Source organism: Arthrospira sp. PCC 9901 (genome assembly GCF_059013425.1).
In genome coordinates this window covers 740,788-759,738 of the sequence record NZ_CP102296.1, presented here as the reverse complement: position 1 = coordinate 759,738, position 18,951 = coordinate 740,788, and the positions used below count along the sequence as shown (strand labels likewise).

The 18,951-nt window shown below is 44.6% G+C and carries 22 protein-coding genes and 1 pseudogene; 11 read left to right on the top strand and 12 right to left on the bottom strand.

All coding sequences use genetic code 11. The features are described from left to right. Positions 1–7 precede the first annotated feature (7 nt). From NLZ44_RS03440 to NLZ44_RS03425, 4 genes are all read right to left on the bottom strand, one after another. Positions 8–5,461 carry a CHAT domain-containing protein gene (locus tag NLZ44_RS03440; protein ID WP_493752942.1) on the bottom strand — a complete coding sequence of 1,818 codons (5,454 nt, stop codon included), beginning with the start codon at positions 5,459–5,461 and terminating at the stop codon, positions 8–10. 147 nt (positions 5,462–5,608) lie between these two features. Beyond that, positions 5,609–5,800, bottom strand: a complete 192-nt coding sequence (locus tag NLZ44_RS03435) for a hypothetical protein (protein ID WP_006623716.1) — start codon at positions 5,798–5,800, stop codon at positions 5,609–5,611. A gap of 13 nt (positions 5,801–5,813) precedes the next feature. After that, a complete protein-coding gene (locus NLZ44_RS03430; protein WP_493751858.1) occupies positions 5,814–6,266 on the bottom strand; it encodes a PIN domain-containing protein in 453 nt (150 codons plus the stop codon). After that, positions 6,266–6,457 (bottom strand): hypothetical protein, encoded by a 192-nt coding sequence (locus NLZ44_RS03425; RefSeq protein ID WP_493751857.1) that lies wholly within the window; start codon positions 6,455–6,457, stop codon positions 6,266–6,268. Before NLZ44_RS03425 ends, NLZ44_RS03430 begins: the two co-directional genes overlap by 1 nt. Before the next feature lie 177 nt (positions 6,458–6,634). Here NLZ44_RS03425 and NLZ44_RS03420 point away from each other — a divergent pair, with 177 nt between their 5' ends. From NLZ44_RS03420 to NLZ44_RS03390, 7 genes are all read left to right on the top strand, one after another. Then, positions 6,635–6,847, top strand: a complete 213-nt coding sequence (locus NLZ44_RS03420; protein ID WP_111891423.1) for a hypothetical protein — start codon at positions 6,635–6,637, stop codon at positions 6,845–6,847. Between the two features lie 15 nt (positions 6,848–6,862). Beyond that, complete coding sequence (locus NLZ44_RS03415; protein WP_111891421.1) at positions 6,863–7,309, top strand: type II toxin-antitoxin system VapC family toxin; 447 nt, start codon at positions 6,863–6,865, stop codon at positions 7,307–7,309. Positions 7,310–7,684: 375 nt separating this feature from the next. Next, positions 7,685–7,930 carry a hypothetical protein gene (locus NLZ44_RS03410; protein WP_006668555.1) on the top strand — a complete coding sequence of 82 codons (246 nt, stop codon included), beginning with the start codon at positions 7,685–7,687 and terminating at the stop codon, positions 7,928–7,930. Further along, positions 7,923–8,057, top strand: coding sequence for a hypothetical protein (locus tag NLZ44_RS03405; protein WP_321201129.1), 135 nt, complete (start codon positions 7,923–7,925; stop codon positions 8,055–8,057). Before NLZ44_RS03410 ends, NLZ44_RS03405 begins: the two co-directional genes overlap by 8 nt. A 21-nt stretch (positions 8,058–8,078) precedes the next feature. Next, a complete protein-coding gene (locus NLZ44_RS03400; RefSeq protein WP_233497596.1) occupies positions 8,079–8,345 on the top strand; it encodes a type II toxin-antitoxin system VapC family toxin in 267 nt (88 codons plus the stop codon). 228 nt (positions 8,346–8,573) lie between these two features. Then, the gene (locus tag NLZ44_RS03395) at positions 8,574–8,831 is read left to right on the top strand and encodes an AbrB/MazE/SpoVT family DNA-binding domain-containing protein (RefSeq protein ID WP_493751856.1); all 258 of its coding nucleotides are present in this window, start codon (positions 8,574–8,576) and stop codon (positions 8,829–8,831) included. Next, positions 8,828–9,229, top strand: coding sequence for a type II toxin-antitoxin system VapC family toxin (locus NLZ44_RS03390; RefSeq protein ID WP_006668559.1), 402 nt, complete (start codon positions 8,828–8,830; stop codon positions 9,227–9,229). Before NLZ44_RS03395 ends, NLZ44_RS03390 begins: the two co-directional genes overlap by 4 nt. A gap of 97 nt (positions 9,230–9,326) precedes the next feature. Here NLZ44_RS03390 and NLZ44_RS03385 read toward each other — a convergent pair whose 3' ends face one another. Beyond that, positions 9,327–9,521 (bottom strand): hypothetical protein, encoded by a 195-nt coding sequence (locus tag NLZ44_RS03385; protein WP_006623700.1) that lies wholly within the window; start codon positions 9,519–9,521, stop codon positions 9,327–9,329. A gap of 146 nt (positions 9,522–9,667) precedes the next feature. After that, entirely contained in the window at positions 9,668–9,826 is a 159-nt protein-coding gene (locus tag NLZ44_RS03380; protein WP_231296320.1) for a hypothetical protein, read from the bottom strand. 181 nt (positions 9,827–10,007) lie between these two features. Here NLZ44_RS03380 and NLZ44_RS03375 point away from each other — a divergent pair, with 181 nt between their 5' ends. The 3 genes from NLZ44_RS03375 to NLZ44_RS03365 all read left to right on the top strand — a co-directional run bounded on the left by NLZ44_RS03375 (position 10,008) and on the right by NLZ44_RS03365 (position 12,593). Next, the gene (locus NLZ44_RS03375) at positions 10,008–10,253 is read left to right on the top strand and encodes a hypothetical protein (protein WP_315640369.1); all 246 of its coding nucleotides are present in this window, start codon (positions 10,008–10,010) and stop codon (positions 10,251–10,253) included. A 3-nt stretch (positions 10,254–10,256) separates the two neighbouring features. Then, positions 10,257–10,472 (top strand): PIN domain-containing protein, encoded by a 216-nt coding sequence (locus NLZ44_RS03370; protein WP_233497593.1) that lies wholly within the window; start codon positions 10,257–10,259, stop codon positions 10,470–10,472. A gap of 411 nt (positions 10,473–10,883) precedes the next feature. Further along, a complete protein-coding gene (locus tag NLZ44_RS03365; RefSeq protein ID WP_493751855.1) occupies positions 10,884–12,593 on the top strand; it encodes an FAD-dependent oxidoreductase in 1,710 nt (569 codons plus the stop codon). Here NLZ44_RS03365 and NLZ44_RS03360 read toward each other — a convergent pair. The 5 genes and pseudogenes from NLZ44_RS03360 to NLZ44_RS03340 form a co-directional block, all read right to left on the bottom strand. Beyond that, entirely contained in the window at positions 12,551–12,988 is a 438-nt protein-coding gene (locus NLZ44_RS03360; RefSeq protein WP_493751854.1) for a DUF6691 family protein, read from the bottom strand. The genes NLZ44_RS03365 and NLZ44_RS03360 overlap by 43 nt on opposite strands. A gap of 4 nt (positions 12,989–12,992) precedes the next feature. Then, a complete protein-coding gene (locus tag NLZ44_RS03355; protein ID WP_493752941.1) occupies positions 12,993–13,415 on the bottom strand; it encodes a YeeE/YedE family protein in 423 nt (140 codons plus the stop codon). 50 nt (positions 13,416–13,465) lie between these two features. Next, positions 13,466–14,359: a 50S ribosomal protein L11 methyltransferase gene (gene prmA, locus NLZ44_RS03350; RefSeq protein ID WP_493751853.1), complete on the bottom strand. Its 894-nt coding sequence runs from the start codon at positions 14,357–14,359 to the stop codon at positions 13,466–13,468. A gap of 163 nt (positions 14,360–14,522) precedes the next feature. Continuing rightward, positions 14,523–16,106, bottom strand: a complete 1,584-nt coding sequence (gene serA / locus NLZ44_RS03345) for a phosphoglycerate dehydrogenase (RefSeq protein ID WP_006668563.1) — start codon at positions 16,104–16,106, stop codon at positions 14,523–14,525. 478 nt (positions 16,107–16,584) lie between these two features. After that, positions 16,585–16,769 (bottom strand): annotated as a pseudogene (locus NLZ44_RS03340) (hypothetical protein). Between the two features lie 56 nt (positions 16,770–16,825). On the opposite strand from NLZ44_RS03340, the gene NLZ44_RS03335 reads away from it, so the two are divergent. Next, on the top strand, positions 16,826–17,329 hold the full coding sequence (locus tag NLZ44_RS03335) for a hypothetical protein (protein WP_006623687.1): 504 nt from the start codon (positions 16,826–16,828) through the stop codon (positions 17,327–17,329). 77 nt (positions 17,330–17,406) lie between these two features. On the opposite strand, the gene NLZ44_RS03330 is transcribed toward NLZ44_RS03335, so the two are convergent. Next, positions 17,407–18,873, bottom strand: a complete 1,467-nt coding sequence (locus tag NLZ44_RS03330; protein WP_493751852.1) for a haloacid dehalogenase-like hydrolase — start codon at positions 18,871–18,873, stop codon at positions 17,407–17,409. Between the last annotated feature and the right edge of the window lie 78 nt (positions 18,874–18,951).

Sequence of the window (18,951 nt, the reverse complement as noted above, 5' to 3'; positions counted from 1 at the left end):
TTAGATGTTACTCTCCAATGGCACAAAATGCCGCCCAATAGTAGGGAGATTCAAAGGGCTTATAGTCGAGAGGAAAGGCATCTATCATATCTTCCATTTCCTCCCGTCGTTCTGGGCTAATCACGGCACAGCTATCTACCCAGTCTAACAAATCTTGCACCGTCGCTTCCCGCAACCAAGTCTGAGTCTGCCGCAACGCCAGAACTACCGACAGTTCAGGTTGCTGCTGGAGAGTTTGATAAAACTGAATCATTAAAATCGCCGTCGAGATATCCGCCACCGCCCAGAGGGTACTCACCACATTGGGAGAACCCGCCAAAATGAAGCCACTGGGTAAACCGATATATTCATCACTGGTGGAGGTGAAGTCGGTGATACCGGTTTCGCAGGCGGAGAGGGTGACGAGGCGGCAGTTGCTCAGGTCAAGGCGTAAGATATCCTCTAAGGTCAGACATTTTTGCAGGTCCAGCAGTTTGTTGTCTTTCAGGGGCAGATAGCGGCTAGGGTCATCCGTTGGGGGAGGGGGCGTAAATTCACTTTTAGCCAGGATGAGGGCGGATTTGAGGGCATCTTCAAAGTTGAAGTAGCCGTGACAGGAGAAGTGGGTACAGTGGGCATTTTTCAGGGTTTCCCCATCAATGGCGGCTTTTTGGGCTTGGTCATGTTTGAGGACTTGGTGGGGGTTAAACAGGGATTGGATAGCTTCCACTTCCATATCCGTGAATTGGAGGTCTTGGGTGGGGTTTTGGATGGCGAAGAGGCGGTTAAAGTGGGGGCGTTGGTCGATGCGTTTTTTGGATTGTTGGAGGACTTGGCAGTTGGGGGCGTAGGCGACACCTTTGGGAAACAGGTCTTGTAGGTAGGCTTCACCGTCTTCTGTGGTAACGGGTAAGGCGTGGAGGGGGAACAGGTGCAGGAACCCGTGAGGGATGAGGATGAGTTTCTGGCAGTTGGGGAATTGTTGCCGCAGGTTATGCAGGATTTCGTCCAGATGCAGGATTTTGTGGAGTTGTTCGAGGTGTTGGGGGAGAATGTCTCGCCATTGACTGCTGTTGTCCATATAGTCGTCAATATAGGCAACTGTCCAGTCGATGAGTTTGTCTAGGTCTTCCTCCGAAGATGTCCAGAGGTTAAGAGTTTGGTTGGTGAGGGTGAAGGTGAGGAACTTGTCATCCAGGACATACCATTCTAGGATGACGGTTTCATCATCCAGGAGAGATTGAATATCCGAGAATTTCAAGGGTTTATAGGGATAGTTTGTCTGGAATTCTTCCCGCAGTTGACTGATATGGGTATAGTCGGGATTGGGGTCTTGTTTGAGGCGGCGGTCTTCTTCAGAAATCTTTTGACGGAGTTCTTGCAACCGTTGGCGGCGTTCGGCGGGAATTTCTCCGCTTGGGTACATATCACGGGTGGCGATGAGTTCCGTCAGGTTGCGGGCTTTACTGCGGTCTACATATTCAATGGCTTCGGTGTATCTGCCCAACTCTAGGCACACTTCCACCATGCCGAGATAGAGTCTAGCCCATTCTTCGTTCAATTTCCGTTTGGCTTCATCCCCAGAGATAATCTCCCCTCGCAGGTATTCAACGGTGTCAAGTGCTTGTTCAAAAACCGTGTAGGCATTTTGGAGAGCGGTTTGTTTCTTCCCGGTGTCGTGAGTGTAGTGTTGAGATTGGGCTTGGTAGGCAAGTCCTAAGTTACTTAAAGTTTGAGTATAGTTTCTGGGAAAAGAAGCACGAGTATGTACCTGCAAAGTAAGCTTAAAACATTCTATTGCACGTTCAAGACAATCGGATTTTTGCTCATCACTATATTGCTGATATTGCTGACAAGCCACGCTTAATTGACCATAAGCAATACCCAGATTATTTTTAATATTAGCCCATTCATCCGGAAAGGCTTCGCGAGTATAAATTCTTAATGCTTCATCAAAGTAATCGATAGCTTGTTCAATATTCTGAACCCTGTCGCCTATCACTCGATCTGAATATGCGTTACCTAGAGCCATGCAAGCCAAAGCATAATCTGGGGGAGAACTTTCTAAAGTAATAAAGGTCAAGCCTGCTTTGATTAAACTTATGGAGTATTCGATATTTTGACTTTCTTCGCCTCTAATTTTCTTACGGTAAACTTCCCCTAGGTTACATTGAATTTTTGCCCATTCATAGGGAAAATTATCCCGCTTAAACACTTGTAATGCTAGTTCAAGAAAAGTAATTGCTTGTTCAAGATTTTCTGTTTTATGCCCTAAGATACGGTTTGCATAAGCACTTCCTAAGCTCATGTGAGCCATTCCCCACTCATAGGGAAAACTTTCTAGATTAATGACTTGCAATCCTCTGTGGCAAGAGACTATAGCCTGTTCAAGATTCTCAGAATGGTCTCCTCGAATACGATGGCAATAAACATCTCCTAAATTAATCTGAATTATTGCCCAGCCATAAGAAAAATTAGTCGGACTAAGAACTTGTAAAGCATTTTCATAAAAGGCGATCGCGTTTTCTTCATTTTCTGCCTTATCATTTTGAATACGGTGTTGAAAACTAAACCCTAGAGAAGTTTGTGCCATAGCCCATTCGTAGGGGAAGTTGGTAGAGTCATAAACTGTCAAGGCTGATTTTAAATAAGTAATAGCTTTTTCTACATTATCTGCTTTATTTCCTTGGATTTGGACAGAATAAACTGCTCCTAAACTCATTTGGATTTCAGCCCATTGGTATGGAAAATCAGCCAAATTATAAAATTTTAATGCAGAGGTTAAATGAGCAATAGCTTTTTCTATATTTTCTGTTTTCTTTCCTTTAATTCGCTCGGCGTAGGTCATGCCTAGTATTGATTGTATTTCAGACCACTCATTGATGTAATCTTTGTGGGTATAGACTTGCAAAGCCCTTTCGCAGCAAATAATAGATTTTTCTATATTTTCTGCCTTATTTCCTTTAGTACGTTGTCTATAGATATTTCCCAGAAGCGCTTGAATTGAGATCCACTCATAAAGAAACTCTTTACGGGTATAGACTTGTAATGCGGCTTCGCATGAGGTTAAAGCTTTTTCCAGATTTTCTGCCCTATTTCCTTGAATACGACGAGAGTAGGCAGTTCCCAAACTCACTTGTGTTGCTGCCCATTGATAGGGATAAGTCTCCCGAGTATAAACTTGTAATGCAAGGTCACAAAAATTAATAGCCTTTTCTAGATTCTCTGCTTTATTTCCTCGAATACGAATCGAGTAGGCATTTCCTAGAATCGTTTGAATTACTGACCAATCGTTAAGAAATTCTTCACGAGTATGGACTTGTAATGCCGCTTCGCAGAAAGCAATAGCCTTTTCCAGATTATCTTCCTTATTTCCTCGAATCCGATGCACATAAACAGTTCCCAGCCCCCTTTGTGCATCTGCCCACTCATCATAAAAGTTTGGTTGCACATAAACTTGTAATGCAGCTTCAAAATAAGCAATAGCTTGCTCCAGATTTTCTGCTAAATCACCTCGAATGAGCGCAGAGTAAACCCACCCCAAGCTCATCTGTGTATCAGCCCATTCTTCAGGAAAATTTTCATAGGTATAGACTTGTAATGCGGAGTTATAATAACTGATTGCCCTTTCTTGATTTGCCGATGTATCTCCTTGTATTCGATTACTATAGGCATTGCCCAAATTTTTCTGAAGCATTCCCCAATCATAGGGAAAATTTTTCAAAGTATTTACTGTTAAAGATTCTTCATAACAAGCAATAGCTTGTTCTAAGTTTTCAGATTTATTTCCTCGAATACACTGAGAGTGAGAGTAAGCAGACCCTAAAGCCGCTTGTACTTTAGCCCATTTTTCTGGGAATTGCGTAACAGTGTAAACTGTTAGCGCTGCTTTAAAGTAATTAATCGCTATTTCTAAGTTTGCAGATTTGTCTCCTTGTAAACGACTAGCATAAACCAACCCCAAACGCATTTGTGTTTCAGCCCATTCTTCAGGAAAAAGTTCATAGGTATAAACTTGCAAGGCTGCTTGATAGCCAACAATAGCTTTTTCTACATTTGTGCCAGCTTCTCCTTGAACTCGATTAGAATATGCGTGAGCTAAATCTTGATGAATCAATGCCCATTCTTTCGGGAAACGCTCATAGTTGTAAACTTGCAAAGCTGCTTCGTAATAAATTATTCTTTGCTCTGTGTTTTCTGCTTTATTTCCTCGGATACGTTGCCCATAAACAAGAGCTAACATCATTAAAGTCCTTGCCCATTCTTCAGGGTATTTATCACGAGTGTTAATTTCTAAAGCTGCTTTCAAATGAGTGATAGCATATTCAATATTTTCCTCCCGATCTCCTATCGTAGTACGACTAAGGTATGCCACCCCTAACTTCATTTTTGTCTGCGCCAACTCTTCAGGTAAAGTTTGGCGATTCAGGACTGTCAATGCTACTTTATACGCAGCAATAACAATTTCTAAGTTATCTGCTCGATTGCCTAACGGAAAATTTTGAATCAAATCGGCCAATTCGCTAATCACTAATGCGATTACAGATGCTTTATTGGACTCAACTTCATTGAAAATTTGAACTGCCCATTTTTGCAGTGTCTCAGCAAAGTTCAAATCTAGTTTGTCTAGGTTTTGTTGTAGTAAAGGATAAATCACCGAGGGATTACTGTCACTCTCTACGATCGTCCCTAACACCTGCATCAAAAAATTGAGATATTCTTGCTCTGTCTCGTTACTGTTAGCTTGACCCTCACCCATCGATCCCCCCGATGTCTGACGGTTGAGATATTCCCCTATACCCTGCGCCACATTATGCAAAAACTGTGCCTGATTCTCTCGCCCCTCTTTCTGTAGTCGTGCCGCTTCCTCCGCGCACACCTGCACAAACCCCTCATCGACCAAATACTGACGACGAGTTAGGACATCATTCTCCTCACCCTTTGGACAGGCGAGAAGTTCTTGAATCAGCCATAAATAAGCTTGCACTCGTTGTTCATCTCTTTGCTGATTCTCCTCGGTTCCCTCTCGACGCAAAAACGTCTCCACCTCCTGCACCTGTGCTTGACTTTGTAACCACATTGAATGCAAAATATCCACCAACTCCGCTTGTTTCTCCGGTGTAGCGGTTTTTATCCACTCATACCACTCCTGTTTTTCCATCTCAGAAAGCCCTTCACTCAGCCGCACAGCCTCTTGGGGATTCTTCGGAAAGCCATCGGAATAGGTTTCACCGTAGAGTTGAGTTTTGCTTTCTTTGTTTTTCAAAAACGCCGTCACCTGCTGCGCCACATTCCGCACAAACTCTGCATTATTCTCCCGTCCTTCCCCCTGCAACTGCGCCGCCACCAACTCGCACACCTGCATAAACCCCTCATCCACCAACTCCAGATGAGCTTCGAGGATTTGCAGTTCCTCCCCACTGGGACATTCCAGGAGTTCTTGAATCAGGGATAAATAAGCCTGCACTCGTTGTTCATCCATAGCCGCGCACCGGGTAGGGGATAGCACCCCGATTTTACCCCATTCCCAGACCTCAGAAACCGGGTTTCTTTGTTAAATCTTTGTGAAGCAACAGAGAGACTGCCCGAAACCCGGTTTCTTTTGCCCGACTACCCAGAAACTGGATAGCTAAAGATTTCTGATTTTGCGTAACTCCTCCAAAAACTCCTCCCGCGTCACCGACCCTAAAACCTCGCGCCTTTCCTGGGTATAATCTCCTTCCAACCTAATTTGTTGCAAAAAGCGAATGGCATCAGACTGTCCCAAATGATTGACTAAAATCTGATAGCCCTTTTCTCTTAACTCTAGTGCGTTCATCATCAACGACTCCTGTTTACTGCTCCTGTAAAACCTCAATCAGCCACACCACCGGATTACGAATAGCTACCTTTAATTGTAGTTCATGTCTGCGAGCCGTCTTGAGCAAGCGATCATCCGTAGAAAGAAAAATATCCGCCCCAGACGCTTCTGCACAAGCCAGATGAAAAGAATCAAAAAGCCCAAACCCCAGACCTTCTAGTTGTCGTGAACGTTCCTCAACTGCCTGATTGATTTCCTGCATTCGTGTTGCTAATGCCAAGAGATTAAAGATGCTGGCTTTTTTCTCCAGATTCCGCATTTTTTCCAGTTCTACGAGAATGGCTTCACTGGAAATCAGTTGCCATTCTCCCGTGCGAACCCGTTCCAAAATACTTAAAACTGAGTCTCCCTCTAGCCGAACCCGCTCCTGCACCCAGTCATCAAAGGGGCGATTGAGACAACACACATCTAAATATACCGCAACCATCACACCCCCTGCAACTGCGCCGCCACCAACTCGCACACCGGCACAAACCCCTCATCCACCAACTCCAGATGACCGTTGATGATTTGCAGTGCTTCCCCCGGACAGTTGAGGAGTTCTGGAATCAGGGATAAATAAGCCTGCGATCGTTGTTCATCCATAGCGGCGCACCGGGTAGGGAATAGCACTCCCATTTTACCCCATTCCAGAGACTCGGAAACGGGGTTAATTTATTAAATTTTGGTGAAGGAATCGAGATGCTGCCAGAAACCCGATTTCTTTTCCGGTGGCTAAAAGCCCGGTTTCTTCCCTGAAAAGATGAGTTATAATCATCAAACAGACTCTAATCACCTGAAAACTCAACCCTGACTATGACGCGGCAACCTACTCAAAACCAACCCCAACCCATCGAAACACGAGTTACCAACCTGGAACTTGAACTCACTCAAATTAAACAAGTCTTAGCCACCGTCACCTCCCCACAACAACCCTGGTGGGAACGCATTGCTGGGAGTCACGCCAACGATCCGACCTTTGAAACGGTGATTCAACTCGGACAAGAATGGCGCAAAACGGCTCAATAAAGTGAGGCAAATCGGATGTATATTTTGGATACGGATCATCTGAGTCTGATTCAACGCAATGGCGAACCCGGTAAACGGATATTGGCAAAAATAGCAACCGTTGAGAATATTCAAATTGCCGTCACCGTCATCACCTATGAAGAACAAATCAGAGGAAGACTCAATTTTCTGTCCCAAGCGAAAACAGTTCAGCAACAAATCATCGCTTATGAAGGACTGCAAAAAACGGCAAAGGACTATTGTCTTATCCCCATTTTACCCTTCGATTATCCTGCCGCAGTCGAGCATCAACGCCTCCGCAAAACCTACCCCCGTTTAGGCAATATGGACTTGAAAATTGCTGCCATTTCTCTGGTTCAAAATGCCACCCTCCTAACGTGCAACCAGTCTGATTTTGGCATTATCCAAGAACTCTCCATCGAAAACTGGTCAATCAACGGTTCTGGAATCAGGGATAAATAAGCCTGCGATCGCTCTTCATCCATAGCCGCGCACCGGGTAAGGAATAGCACTCCCATTTTACCCCATTCCAGACACTCAGAAACGGGGTTTATTTCTTAAATCTTGGTGAAGGAATCGAGATGCGGCTAGAAATCAGGTTTCTTTTCCAGCGGCTCAAAACTCAGTTTTCTCTGACAAGATGGGTTATAATCATCCTGATGCTCCAATTATTTGAAAACTCAACCCTGACCATGACTCGGCAACCTACTGTAAATCAACCCCTGGCGATCGCCGCACGAGTCACCAGCTTGAAAAATGAATCGCACTGTTGGTTTAATTGTATCAGCAATTTAAGTTAAGATCAAGCCCTTAATTACTCATATCATCCTGATTAAAATGACTCGAAAAATCAATCTTGAACTTCCCGACGATCTGAGCCAACGTTTAGAATCCAAAGCTCAAATCATCAACCTCTCTTTAGAAGCAATGATCTTAAAATCATTAGAGGACTTAGCTACCCAACCTGATGATCCAATTGCCGCACTGATTGGCACATTAAGCGCTGAAAATAACGATATTGCATCTCGCCACGACGACTATATTGGCGAAGCCATTTATTCACGGGAGTTGCCCAGTGAATAATAGTGTATTTGTTGATACTTCTGGCTGGGCCAACTTATTTATCAAAACTGAACCGGATCATCAGTATGCAGTAGAATGGTTTACTCAAGCTAGACAACAAAAATACTTAATGGTGACAAGTAACTAGATTGTCCTTGAACTTGTAGCATTGCTCAATAGTCCACTTAGAGTTCCTCGCCCCCAAATTTTTCAATATATTGATGCGATTCAATCTGCTCCTTATTTGCAACTCGTTCGCGTCAATCAGCAGATTGAAAATGCCGCATGGGAGCTTTTAAAAAAGCGGTTAGATAAAAATTGGTCACTGGTTGATGCCACATCATTTATAATCATGCAACAATTAGAAATTACCAACGCTCTAACTAGCGATCATCATTTCGATCAAGCGGGTTTTGTTCGTCTTCTTAAATCGTAGATCGCTCTTCATCCATAGCCGCGCACCGGGTAGGGTATAGCACTCCCATTTTACCCCATTCCAGACACTCAGAAACGGGGTTTATTTCTTAAATCTTGGTGAAGGAACACCAGATGCTGCCAGAAACCCGATTTCTTTTGCCCAAACCCGCTATTTTAGAGATTTGATGCACAAGTCGGCTACAGTCGGTTAAAATAGATGGCATCCAACCCATTAAATCAGCCCCTTATGGCACTGACCCGAATCACCCCAGAGGGAACCGCAACGATTCCCCCAGAAATTATCGACTGGCTGCAATTAAAACCGGGAGACCCCATTAATATCGCCATTTCCCCTGATGGCAAAGTCTATTTAGAACCCGTCCCCAAAGCCGCTAAAATTGATGTCCGTACCTTATCGGGTTGTCTCTACGATCCAGACAGAAAACCCGTTTCTCTAGCGGAAATGGAACAAGCCATTGCTGAAGGGGCAGGAGAATCGATGTGAAAGGTTTGGATACCAATGTCATCGTCCGCTTTCTAGTCCGAGACGATGAATCACAATGGCAGCAAGCGGATCGATACATCAATCAAGCCCTAGAAAATCATCAAACCTGCTTGATTAATAATATTGTCCTTTGTGAAGTTGCTTGGGTATTACGCAGTCGGTATAAAATTAAGCGAGACCAACTCATTACTATCCTAGAAACTCTCTTAAATACCAATATTTTTGTATTTGAAAATTCCGATGATATCGCTTGGGCAATTAATCAAATGAAGTCGGGAAATGCTGATTTTTCTGATTATTTGATTGTTCGCATCAATCAACAGGCTGGCTGTGATGAAACCGCATCGTTTGATGTCAAGCTAGGGCAATTATCCCAGGTTTACCGGCTGGGTTCATAAACTCTCAGAAACCGGGTTTCCTTCTTGATTTTTTGTGAATAAACACCAGATGCTGCTAGAAACCGGGTTTCTTTTGCCCAACCCCCCAAAAACCCGACTACTCAAGATTTCTGATTTTGCGTAACTCCTCCAAAAACTCCTCCCGCGTCACCGACCCTAAAACCTCGCGCCTTTCCTGGGTATAATCTCCTTCCAACCCCATTTGTTGCAAAAAGCGAATCGCATCAGACTGTCCCAAATGACTGACTAAAATCTGATAGCCCTTTTCTCTTAACTCTAATGCGTTCATCATGAAAAATTCCTGTTTACTGCTCCTGTAAAACCTCAATCAGCCACACCACCGGATTACGAATAGCTACCTTTAATTGGTGTTCATGTCTGCGAGCCGTCTTGAGCAGGGGCGATTGAGACAACACACATCTAAATATACCGCAACCATCACACCCCCTGCAACTGCGCCGCCACCCACTCGCACACCTGCACAAACCCCTCATCCACCAACTCCAGATGACTGTTGAGGATTTGCAGTGCTTCCCCCGGACAGTTGAGGAGTTCTTGAATCAGGGAGAGATAAGCCTGCACTCTTTGTTCATCCATAGCCGCGCACCGGGTAGGGAATAGCACTCCCATTTTACCCCATTCCAGAGACTCAGAAACCGGGTTAATTTCTTAAATCTTGGTGATGCGATCGCTATCCTACCAGAAACCGGGTTTCTTGTCTTTCAAGAATCTATGTGCTAAACTGAAATAGCGCTGAAGAAAAATGAGAGCCAGATTTATGCAAATACGAGGCATTAAACGCGGTAAAACTATTGAGCTAACCGAAAATATTGCGGTCCCTGACGGCTCTGAAATGATCCTGGAAATTAGCCCACCCATCCCCCCGACAGCAGAAGAACATTGGCAGCAATTATGTCAACTATTTGGTGCTTGGTCAAACCAACCCGATTTAGATGCTACCTTGACAGCGATCGCTCAACAACGCCATCAAAACCACGGTCGAGAATTATTGAATCTTGATTGATTTATGTATTTGCTAGATACTAACGTATGTATCGCTTTACTTAAAAATCATCCCAATGCTGTAGCCAAATTAGCCCAGCATTTTCAATCGTCTTGTCTGAGTTCTATTGTGGTTTCTGAACTCTACAAAGGGGTTTATTGCTCACAAAAAATAGAACAAAACTTGGCTAAATTACAACAGTTACAGTTTATGAGTTTATTTTATCACAAAAAGAGATAGCACCCCTATTGTCCCCCGAAACCGGGTTAATTTCTTAAATCTTGGTGATGCGATCGCTATCCTACCAGAAACCCGCTTTCTTTGAGAAACCCGGTTTCTTGACACCCCACCGAGAAACCCGCTTTCTTTGAGAAATGTTGGCTAATTTAGGATGAGTCACAATCAATTACCTCGGATATTTGGGATAGGGTGAATCGGCTGTAAAAAGGTTTCTGGAAGCCTCCCTAATTATTCAACAGAGAAGGGGTGAGGAAATAGATAAACTTATAGCAAACCCCCTTGGTTAACTTGCGCCTAACAGCAGAGTCCCTGGGTGGCGTGAGAGGCTGGGGTTGAACTAAGCTACTGGAAGGCAAAAATGGCGGGAATTTGTTAACATCAGAAAAATGTTAGTTGAGCAACCCGAGTCCCATGGCGTTAAAGAGCGATCGCATTGTCATTGTGGGCGCTGGATTTGGTGGTTTAACAGCAACCCGCCTCCTAGCTAAGGCGGGCGCGAATGTGTTGCTAATCGATCGCAACTGCTACCATACTTTTATACCCCTACTGTATCAAGTCGCCACCGGGTTACTATATCCCCACCAAATCGTTTATCCCCTCCAGTCAGCATTCAAAAAATATCCCAATGTCGAATTTATCCAGACTAACGTTGACCGGATTAATTATGAATATCAATGGGTAGATACAGATCACGGACAAATCAGATATGATATTCTCGTCATCGCTACCGGAAGCCGTCCCCAATTAGATCACATCCCTGGGGCTGCTAAATATAGCTTAACTTTAAATACCCTAGAAGATGCGGCGGTTGTGCGCCATCATATCGTCGATCGCATTCGCCGGGCTATTTTAGAACCTGAACCCATTGATCGCGCGCGGTTATTGACATTTGTGATTGTTGGTGGCGGTCCGACCGGGGTAGAATTGGCGGGAGGTTTAATCGACCAACTCCGCGCTTTGTTAGGTTGGCGGCGGTTATTCCCCCTGGCGAAGGTGATTTTAGTACATTCCGGCGATCGCCTACTTCCCAACTTTTCCCAGGGGTTTAGCGCCTATTGTGAACGTCATTTACGCCAATTGGGGGTATCTGTCTGGTTAAATCGTCGGGTTTTGCGGGTCAACTCCCAGGGGGTAGAATTAGACACCGGAGAAGCGATCGCCGCCCCAACTATTATCTGGACAGCAGGGGTACAAGCCGATCATCCCAGCCAGCTTGACCAAATCTCTACCGCCGCCAAGGGTAAAATCATTGTGGAACCCATTTTACAAGTTCCCGATCATCCTAAAGTATATGCGATCGGAGATGTGGCTTTTCTCTGGCCTGATCATGGTCTTAGCGGTATCGCCCCGGAAGCTATCCAACAGGGGGAAGCGGTGGCGACCAATATTTTGCATCAGTTACGGGGAACATCTCCGCAACCTTTTCGTTATATTGATAAAGGCAAGGCTGCTATTATTAGTCGCTATGCTGGGATTTTGTCATGCGATCGCCTCAATAACACCGGATTTTTGGGTTGGCTAACTTGGTTAGTGATTCATCTGTGTTATCTACCGGGATGGCGCAATCGCTTAACAGTGGGCTATAACTGGTTCTGGGATTGTGTTTTAGGACTGAGACTGCTAAAACCGATTATCCGCCCTTACCGGGAAATTGCCTTTTTAAATAGTCCTGATCCGGCTATCGAGTTTTTTAAGGATAAATCCCAAAGAAAGCGATCGCATTTGTTGTCTTACGATAATTGGATTATGAATTATATTCCCCTAATTGGACGAGCATTTTTAGCCACCATTTTTATCAATTCATCCGTTAGCAAAATCTTGGATTTCGCCGCCACCGAGGAAATGATAGCATTGCGGGGATTGCCACATCCCAATTTAATGCTATTAGGAAATATTGTGTTTCAATTAGTGGGGGCTTTTTCTTTAATTCTAGGTTATAAAACCCGTTGGGGGGCGATTATTTTGATATTATTTTTAATCCCCACCACCCTAGTTTTCCACAATTTCCTAGATGATCCTGGTCAGAAAACGGCATTTTTAAAGAACTTAGCCCTAATTGGTTCTTTAATGATGGTTTCCTACTTTGGCCCAGGACCTGTGAGCTTAGATGAGAGGGTATAAGCCAAGGACCCAGCAATCATCGCGATTATAAACAATACCGGGTTAAGAATACCTAAAACTAGGGCGGTAATGGCGGGACCAGGACAGTAGCCAGCAATACCCCAGCCAATGCCAAAAATAGCGGCTCCCATGATTAAAGTGGGGTCGATATCTTGGCGAGTAGGTAGATAAAATTTGTTTGAAAATAGGGGGTGAGGAAGACGGAGGACAAACCGAAAAGCGATCGCTGTCACCCCCACAGCGCCGCCGAGGACAAAGATTAAAGTAGGGTCCCAAACTCCCACAACATCTAAAAATCCCAAGACGCGATCGCGATCCATCATTTGGGATAAACCCAGCCCGAAACCAAATAAAATCCCAGAAACCAAGACAATTAAATTTTCTTTGAGGTTCATAAAATTACACCCCTAAAACATGACGCATGATAAATACAGTAATAAAAGCAGTGGTCATAAATGAGAGAACTGCTATCAGCGATCGCATGGAAAAGCGACCCAAGCCACAAACCCCATGACCGCTGGTGCAACCGTTACCCATACGAGTACCAAACCCCACCAGAAAACCACCAATAATCATTAATAAAGGTACGGAATTTGACAGGGGAGTTGGTGGGGATGGAAATCCATATTCATAAATAGCAGCCCCAGCTATTAAACCCAGAAGAAATAGCCATCGCCAAGCCTCCTGGGATTTAAAAGTAATCGCCCCATTAACCATGCCGCTAATGCCAGCAATCCGACCATTAAAAGCCAATAATATGGTAGCACTCAGACCAATTAAAATCCCGCCCATTAAGGCAGTTACCCAGTTAAAATCAGCCATATTACCTCTAAAATCATCAGTATAGTGAGAGTTGGTCAGATGTTGAACCATCAAGAACGTCTAATATTGAAACAGCACCAGTCCTGTCGCTTCCAGAGAGTGGCGACGATCCAGCCATGTTGTTCTAACAAATCAGCGATCGGTTTAGCCTGTTCTAGCAAAATACCACTGAGAACCCCCCAACTATTAGGTTTAGTCAGACAGTCCAACTGAGGAATTATATCCATAATCACCTCAGCCAAAATATTGCATAAAATCCCATCAACAGGTCCTTTAGCACGCTTAATCAACTCCTCAACACTTCCCACCTCACTAATCATTTGTTCTGGGGATATATGGTTAAGGTCGCGGTTTTCATTAGCCGATCGCACCGCTAAGGGGTCAGTATCGACACCATAAACCTGAGTCGCCCCCAATAGGATCGCACCAATACCCAAAATTCCCGAGCCACAACCGATATCAACAATAGTGATCGGATTTTCCCCTAATATTCCCAAACGCATTTCTAGGGACTCCAAGCAAAGCTGAGTAGTAGCATGGGCTCCGGTACCAAAAGCCACCCCAGGGTCAAGACGTAAAATAAGGCGATCGCTATTTTCGGGGGGAGTTAGCCAAGCCGGATAAATCAAAAAGCGATCGCCAATTTCCGTTGGTTCCCAATGCTGCTTCCAACTACTAGACCAGTCCTCCTCATCAATGAGATCCCATTGCATAATAGGGATAGACATTTCCATACACAAAGCATCCTGGCGCAGCAAAATAGATAAAGCCGCCAGGTCCAAAAGATGAGCTTGTTCTTCTGGTAAATAGGCACAAATCAAACAAGACTGATGTTTAGTTTGACTGGCTGTTCCCCGAAAGCCAAAATTGTCGAGTCGCCAGAAGACAGTTTCTTCTAGGTTCAAATCACAGACTACTCGAATTTCCCACCAGCTATGTGCCATATCAGTTACTTTTGGGGCCAGACAATATGCGAGCATTTAGCTCACTAGAAGTATGGGGAGAATTTATCCCACTAGAGGTAGTGTGAGCATCTGATTCTCTACTTCCTACTCCCAGTCTAGTCTGCCAGGAGCCATTAAGTCCAGCACCCCAATTTCCTTGAGTTTAGAGAGTGACCGTATAGGCATCCCGGATACCTGCTACTTTCATGATCTCACTCAACAGTCCGTCCGGCAATGGGTCATCTAAACTTAAAACCATCACCGCCTCTCCCCGTACAATTTTACGACCGACCTGCATACTAGCAATATTGACATTAAAGCTACCCAGCAGCGACCCGATTTTACCGATAATTCCCGGCATATCTCGGTGGAGAGTAAATAACATATAACGAGTCGGCGGTACGTTAATGGGGAAATCATCAATATTTGTCACCCGAATTTCGCGATCGCCCAATAGAGCCCCCGTCACCGAATGAGTACCTAAAGAGCCCTTAGCTTCCAAATGCAGAGAGCCGGTATAGTCACAGACCGAAGCATCCCTAGTTTCAATGACCCGAATACCGCGTTCTTTGGCTTCAATGGTAGCATTAACATAATTAACCCGCTCCCGCAGAGCCTGAGATAACAAACCTTTCAGAGCCGCTACCACCACCGGTTTACTATCGCGATTGGCTAAATCCCCTTGTAAACGGATATCCAAGAAATCTACCCTACCTCCTACCAATTGGCTGACCAAATTTCCCAAGGTTTCCGCCAGTTGTAGATAGGGCTTGAGTTGTTCGAGAGCATCGGGATACAACCCAGGAATATTGACCGCTGAACGAGCTGGTAAGCCCAACAATACATCTCTAATTTGTTCAGCTACATCAATGGCTACATTAACTTGAGCTTCTTCTGTGGATGCTCCTAAGTGGGGAGTGAGGATCACCTTTTGACCCAACTCCCGCAGGGGGGAATTTTCCTCTAGGGGTTCGTTTTCATAAACATCTACCGCCGCCCCAGCAATTTGATCATTTTTCAGAGCTTCTGCTAAAGCTACTTCATCCACAATACCCCCACGAGCGCAGTTAATGATACGAGCTGTGGGTTTCATTTGAGCCAGAGCCTGTGCATTAATTAAATGATAGGTCTCCTCAGTTTTCGGCATATGTAGACTGATATAGTCTGACTCGCGGATCAGTAAATCTAAATCTACTAACCGACAGCCTAACTGTTCGGCGCGATCTTGGGAAATAAATGGATCATAGGCTAGTAATTTCATCCCCATGGCTTTGGCCGCGGAGGCTACATGGGAACCGATTTTACCCAGTCCCACAATCCCCAGGGTTTTTTTGTAAACTTCTACCCCAATAAACTGTTTGCGATTCCACTGGCCGCTTTTTACGGATACATTGGCTTCGGGAATATGGCGCGATAGGGCTAACATCATGGCTATAGCGTGTTCGGCAGCGGCGATCGTGTTACCTTGGGGGGAGTTAACTACGACAATTCCTTGGCGGGTGGCCGCGGGAACATCCACGTTGTCCACCCCCACACCAGCCCGACCAATAATTTTAAGCTGAGTACCCGCTTCTATTATTTCTTTGGTGACACGAGTACCAGAACGGATCATCAGGGCATCATATTCGGGAATAATCTTTACCAGTTCCTCAGCAGGTAGTCCGGTTTTGACATCCACCTGAGCCACCTGAGAGATAATGTCAAGTCCAACTTGATCAATCGGATCAGATACAAGAACCTTAGGCATGGTTGGGCCAATAAATTGCAACTGTAGGGGATTAACCACAACTTCCTTGATTTGAGGATTCGTGGTAAATTGAGAGAGTCTGTTGATGCAGATCTCGATCGCGGTAAAAATACCGCAGTGAACTATTCTAGCGTTAAGGGGGACGACCTACCACAAATTGTTCACAAAAATTTAGTAAATTTAGTTTTGATTGTCCCCCACATCAGGCCCATTGATAATTAACCACAGAATTATGGTCAGCACCCCCGGCTGAAGCACAGGGGCTTCGTGCCCCCCTTTCAGGTAGCTGACCAGCCTAAGCCTTAACTGGCTACGTTCAGAGCAAGAGTTAAAGTTCCTACCCTGGAATGCGTGCTAGTTCCAGGCTCATGAACCGAATCGTTAAACATCTCTAAGGGGTTAAGGACGTGCGATTTGGATAGTACCGACTCTGAACATTGGCGTTCGCGCAGCGTGCGCGTTAGCGCAAGCGCAAACATTACCCCGCAAGGGAGTCGGAGCCAACCATAGCTCCATGGAGGGGCAACCATACCCCTCCACCCCGCAAGGGGGTGCTGGCGGCTAAAGCTGCTTGAGTCGGTTTTCCTCTCCGCGATCAATCACGGAGCTTCCAACCCTCCCAGGAGTTTTACGTGAATTTCCCAACCTTAACAGGGGGATCATGAAACCTAGTGACTAACAGAATTGCAGCCGTATATCCAATAATCTAATCATCATATATGAACTACCTAATTGCTGTTTTACCCGATCGCATTCAAGCTGAGGCTGCCTATTTGGCTTTAGAAAAAGACGAAATCCCAATCACTCAAGTGAGTATTTTAGGCAGAGGATACAAAAGCGCTGATGAGTTTGGCTTGATTGACCCCTATGATCCGGCCCGCAAACAGGTTAAACTTATGGCTAGTTGGTTGATTCCTTTTGGCTTTGTGGCTGGCTACACCTTTAGCTTAATCACGGGACTTAATACCTTTGCTTGGGCGGGGGAAATTGGCGATCATTTCATCGGTGGCATTCTGGGGGGCATTTCTGGGGGACTCGGTAGCATTCTCGCTGGCGGCGGGGTAGGCTTGATTATTGGCGGGGGAGATGCTGTACCCTATCGAAATCGCCTCAATGCTGGTAAATATCTAGTTGTGGTTCAAGGTTCGGAAACTTTAGTCCGTCAAGCTACCCGCACCCTCAAACAATTTAACCCGGAAAATATCCAGGGTTATAGTATCTGAAAAAGGCAGCAGGATCCGATAGCTTACCTAGCAGCTTGCACAATTACGGTTAGCTGTGCAAGCTGTTGGCTTGGCAATTAGACCAGAGTTTTATCCTTATATATTGGGTATGCTTGACGGCAAATATTGACAAATTGCCTACGTCCTCGGTAAGCACACCAGGCAAAAATCACGAGAGTTTGCCAACTCAGTAAAATGGATAATTCCCCGGTTCCTAGTGCGACAGAAATAATCAGAAATGTAAACAAAAAGCACCGGAAAAACTCTCCCGGAAATTCCATCCATTCGGTGTGTTTACCGACTCGATACACAATATAGGCGATCCAGCGAGCTAAAACTTGAGAAGCAAATAACATAATACCTATGCTATTTGTGGTAGTTACTATCAAAAACCCAAAACATTTACTTGCTTGTAAGCAGAAATATAGCCAAATTCGAGTTTGTTTGTCAAGGCGGTTATAACTCCAAAAATACCCAAATACAACGCTCAAAAAAGTGAGCCACAGGACACCATCTAAACCCATAGAACTGAGTAGGGATAAATTGATAGTTTTTGGGGTTAATTGAAGTTTTATCACCTCTAACAAGAAAAGTCCGGGTATTGCCAAAATTATCGCCCATAACCAAACCTGCCAGAGTTTGACACGATTTTTGTAGTTTTGATAGGTGGCGGTGAGAGTAGGTTTTTGCTCAAAAGTTTCGGCGATGATATCATTATCTACACAGCCATACTCGTAGATACACCAAAAAGATAAAAGCAAAAACAGCATCATGATTGATTGTAAAGCTGGATAAGGACTTATCCAAGCGATCGCCAAAATCAAGACTAACCAATCATCTGCGATAATGTTCTTGATGAAATATTTTTGGCCGGGGCGCTTACCGCGTTCCAGATACAAAAATGGAATATAAGCATCAGCCATAGCCGGGACATATTGAGCATCAGGCCACTGCACGAGATAGGGTGATGCTACAGCATCCAATAATACCTGATCATCTGTGGAATCTGTAATCACGGCGGCATTGGCGATTTCTTCGTCAGTTAATACTGCTTTAACTAACTCATACTTTCCCCGTTGACGATCAACCCCTCCCTGCCAAAACCGACAACTAATCACAGCATCAGGACAAAATTGTAAATTCTTAATAATGGGATTGATAATTAGATCAAAGCCGAGGGTAGCAATAACTATTTTTGAGGGGAATTGTTCAAGGAATTTTAGTATCAGTTCCTGGTTGATATAATTATGGGCAAGTTTCTTGGCTTGCTGTTGCCAAAAAATTAAAGTCCAGGGAAAAATTAGGGTGGAGATAATTACACGACACCAATCCCTTGATTGGTCTCCTTTGAGGGGTTGGGGTAACCAGTTCCAAGGCTTGAGAATATCTAGGGCAATTAATAAAACAGCCCCCAAGGTTTTAGGCTGTAAAGAATTTAGATATTCTTCTGTGGAGTTTCGCAGAAAAAGCGTTTCGTCCAAATCTACAATTACAAGTTTTCCTTGTAGTTCCATGGACATTGATTCGGGCTCTATTGTTGCCATAGGTTTTGAGAATTGATCAAGAAAATTTGATTTAGGGTGGAGTAAGCATTTAACGTATTCGGATTGTCTTGAGTGAAA

What these genes read in the sequence shown, in the direction of transcription:
- NLZ44_RS03440 (WP_493752942.1), bottom strand. Translation starts at nt 5,461, where the DNA reads ATGGATGAACAACGAGTGCAGGCTTATTTATCCCTGATTCAAGAACTC.
- NLZ44_RS03435 (WP_006623716.1), bottom strand. Translation starts at nt 5,800, where the DNA reads ATGATGAACGCACTAGAGTTAAGAGAAAAGGGCTATCAGATTTTAGTC.
- NLZ44_RS03430 (WP_493751858.1), bottom strand. Translation starts at nt 6,266, where the DNA reads ATGGTTGCGGTATATTTAGATGTGTGTTGTCTCAATCGCCCCTTTGAT.
- NLZ44_RS03425 (WP_493751857.1), bottom strand. Translation starts at nt 6,457, where the DNA reads ATGGGAGTGCTATTCCCTACCCGGTGCGCCGCTATGGATGAACAACGA.
- NLZ44_RS03420 (WP_111891423.1), top strand. Translation starts at nt 6,635, where the DNA reads ATGACGCGGCAACCTACTCAAAACCAACCCCAACCCATCGAAACACGA.
- NLZ44_RS03415 (WP_111891421.1), top strand. Translation starts at nt 6,863, where the DNA reads ATGTATATTTTGGATACGGATCATCTGAGTCTGATTCAACGCAATGGC.
- NLZ44_RS03410 (WP_006668555.1), top strand. Translation starts at nt 7,685, where the DNA reads ATGACTCGAAAAATCAATCTTGAACTTCCCGACGATCTGAGCCAACGT.
- NLZ44_RS03395 (WP_493751856.1), top strand. Translation starts at nt 8,574, where the DNA reads ATGGCACTGACCCGAATCACCCCAGAGGGAACCGCAACGATTCCCCCA.
- NLZ44_RS03385 (WP_006623700.1), bottom strand. Translation starts at nt 9,521, where the DNA reads ATGATGAACGCATTAGAGTTAAGAGAAAAGGGCTATCAGATTTTAGTC.
- NLZ44_RS03380 (WP_231296320.1), bottom strand. Translation starts at nt 9,826, where the DNA reads ATGGATGAACAAAGAGTGCAGGCTTATCTCTCCCTGATTCAAGAACTC.
- NLZ44_RS03375 (WP_315640369.1), top strand. Translation starts at nt 10,008, where the DNA reads ATGCAAATACGAGGCATTAAACGCGGTAAAACTATTGAGCTAACCGAA.
- NLZ44_RS03370 (WP_233497593.1), top strand. Translation starts at nt 10,257, where the DNA reads ATGTATTTGCTAGATACTAACGTATGTATCGCTTTACTTAAAAATCAT.
- NLZ44_RS03365 (WP_493751855.1), top strand. Translation starts at nt 10,884, where the DNA reads ATGGCGTTAAAGAGCGATCGCATTGTCATTGTGGGCGCTGGATTTGGT.
- NLZ44_RS03360 (WP_493751854.1), bottom strand. Translation starts at nt 12,988, where the DNA reads ATGAACCTCAAAGAAAATTTAATTGTCTTGGTTTCTGGGATTTTATTT.
- NLZ44_RS03355 (WP_493752941.1), bottom strand. Translation starts at nt 13,415, where the DNA reads ATGGCTGATTTTAACTGGGTAACTGCCTTAATGGGCGGGATTTTAATT.
- prmA (WP_493751853.1), bottom strand. Translation starts at nt 14,359, where the DNA reads ATGGCACATAGCTGGTGGGAAATTCGAGTAGTCTGTGATTTGAACCTA.
- serA (WP_006668563.1), bottom strand. Translation starts at nt 16,106, where the DNA reads ATGCCTAAGGTTCTTGTATCTGATCCGATTGATCAAGTTGGACTTGAC.
- NLZ44_RS03335 (WP_006623687.1), top strand. Translation starts at nt 16,826, where the DNA reads ATGAACTACCTAATTGCTGTTTTACCCGATCGCATTCAAGCTGAGGCT.
- NLZ44_RS03330 (WP_493751852.1), bottom strand. Translation starts at nt 18,873, where the DNA reads ATGGCAACAATAGAGCCCGAATCAATGTCCATGGAACTACAAGGAAAA.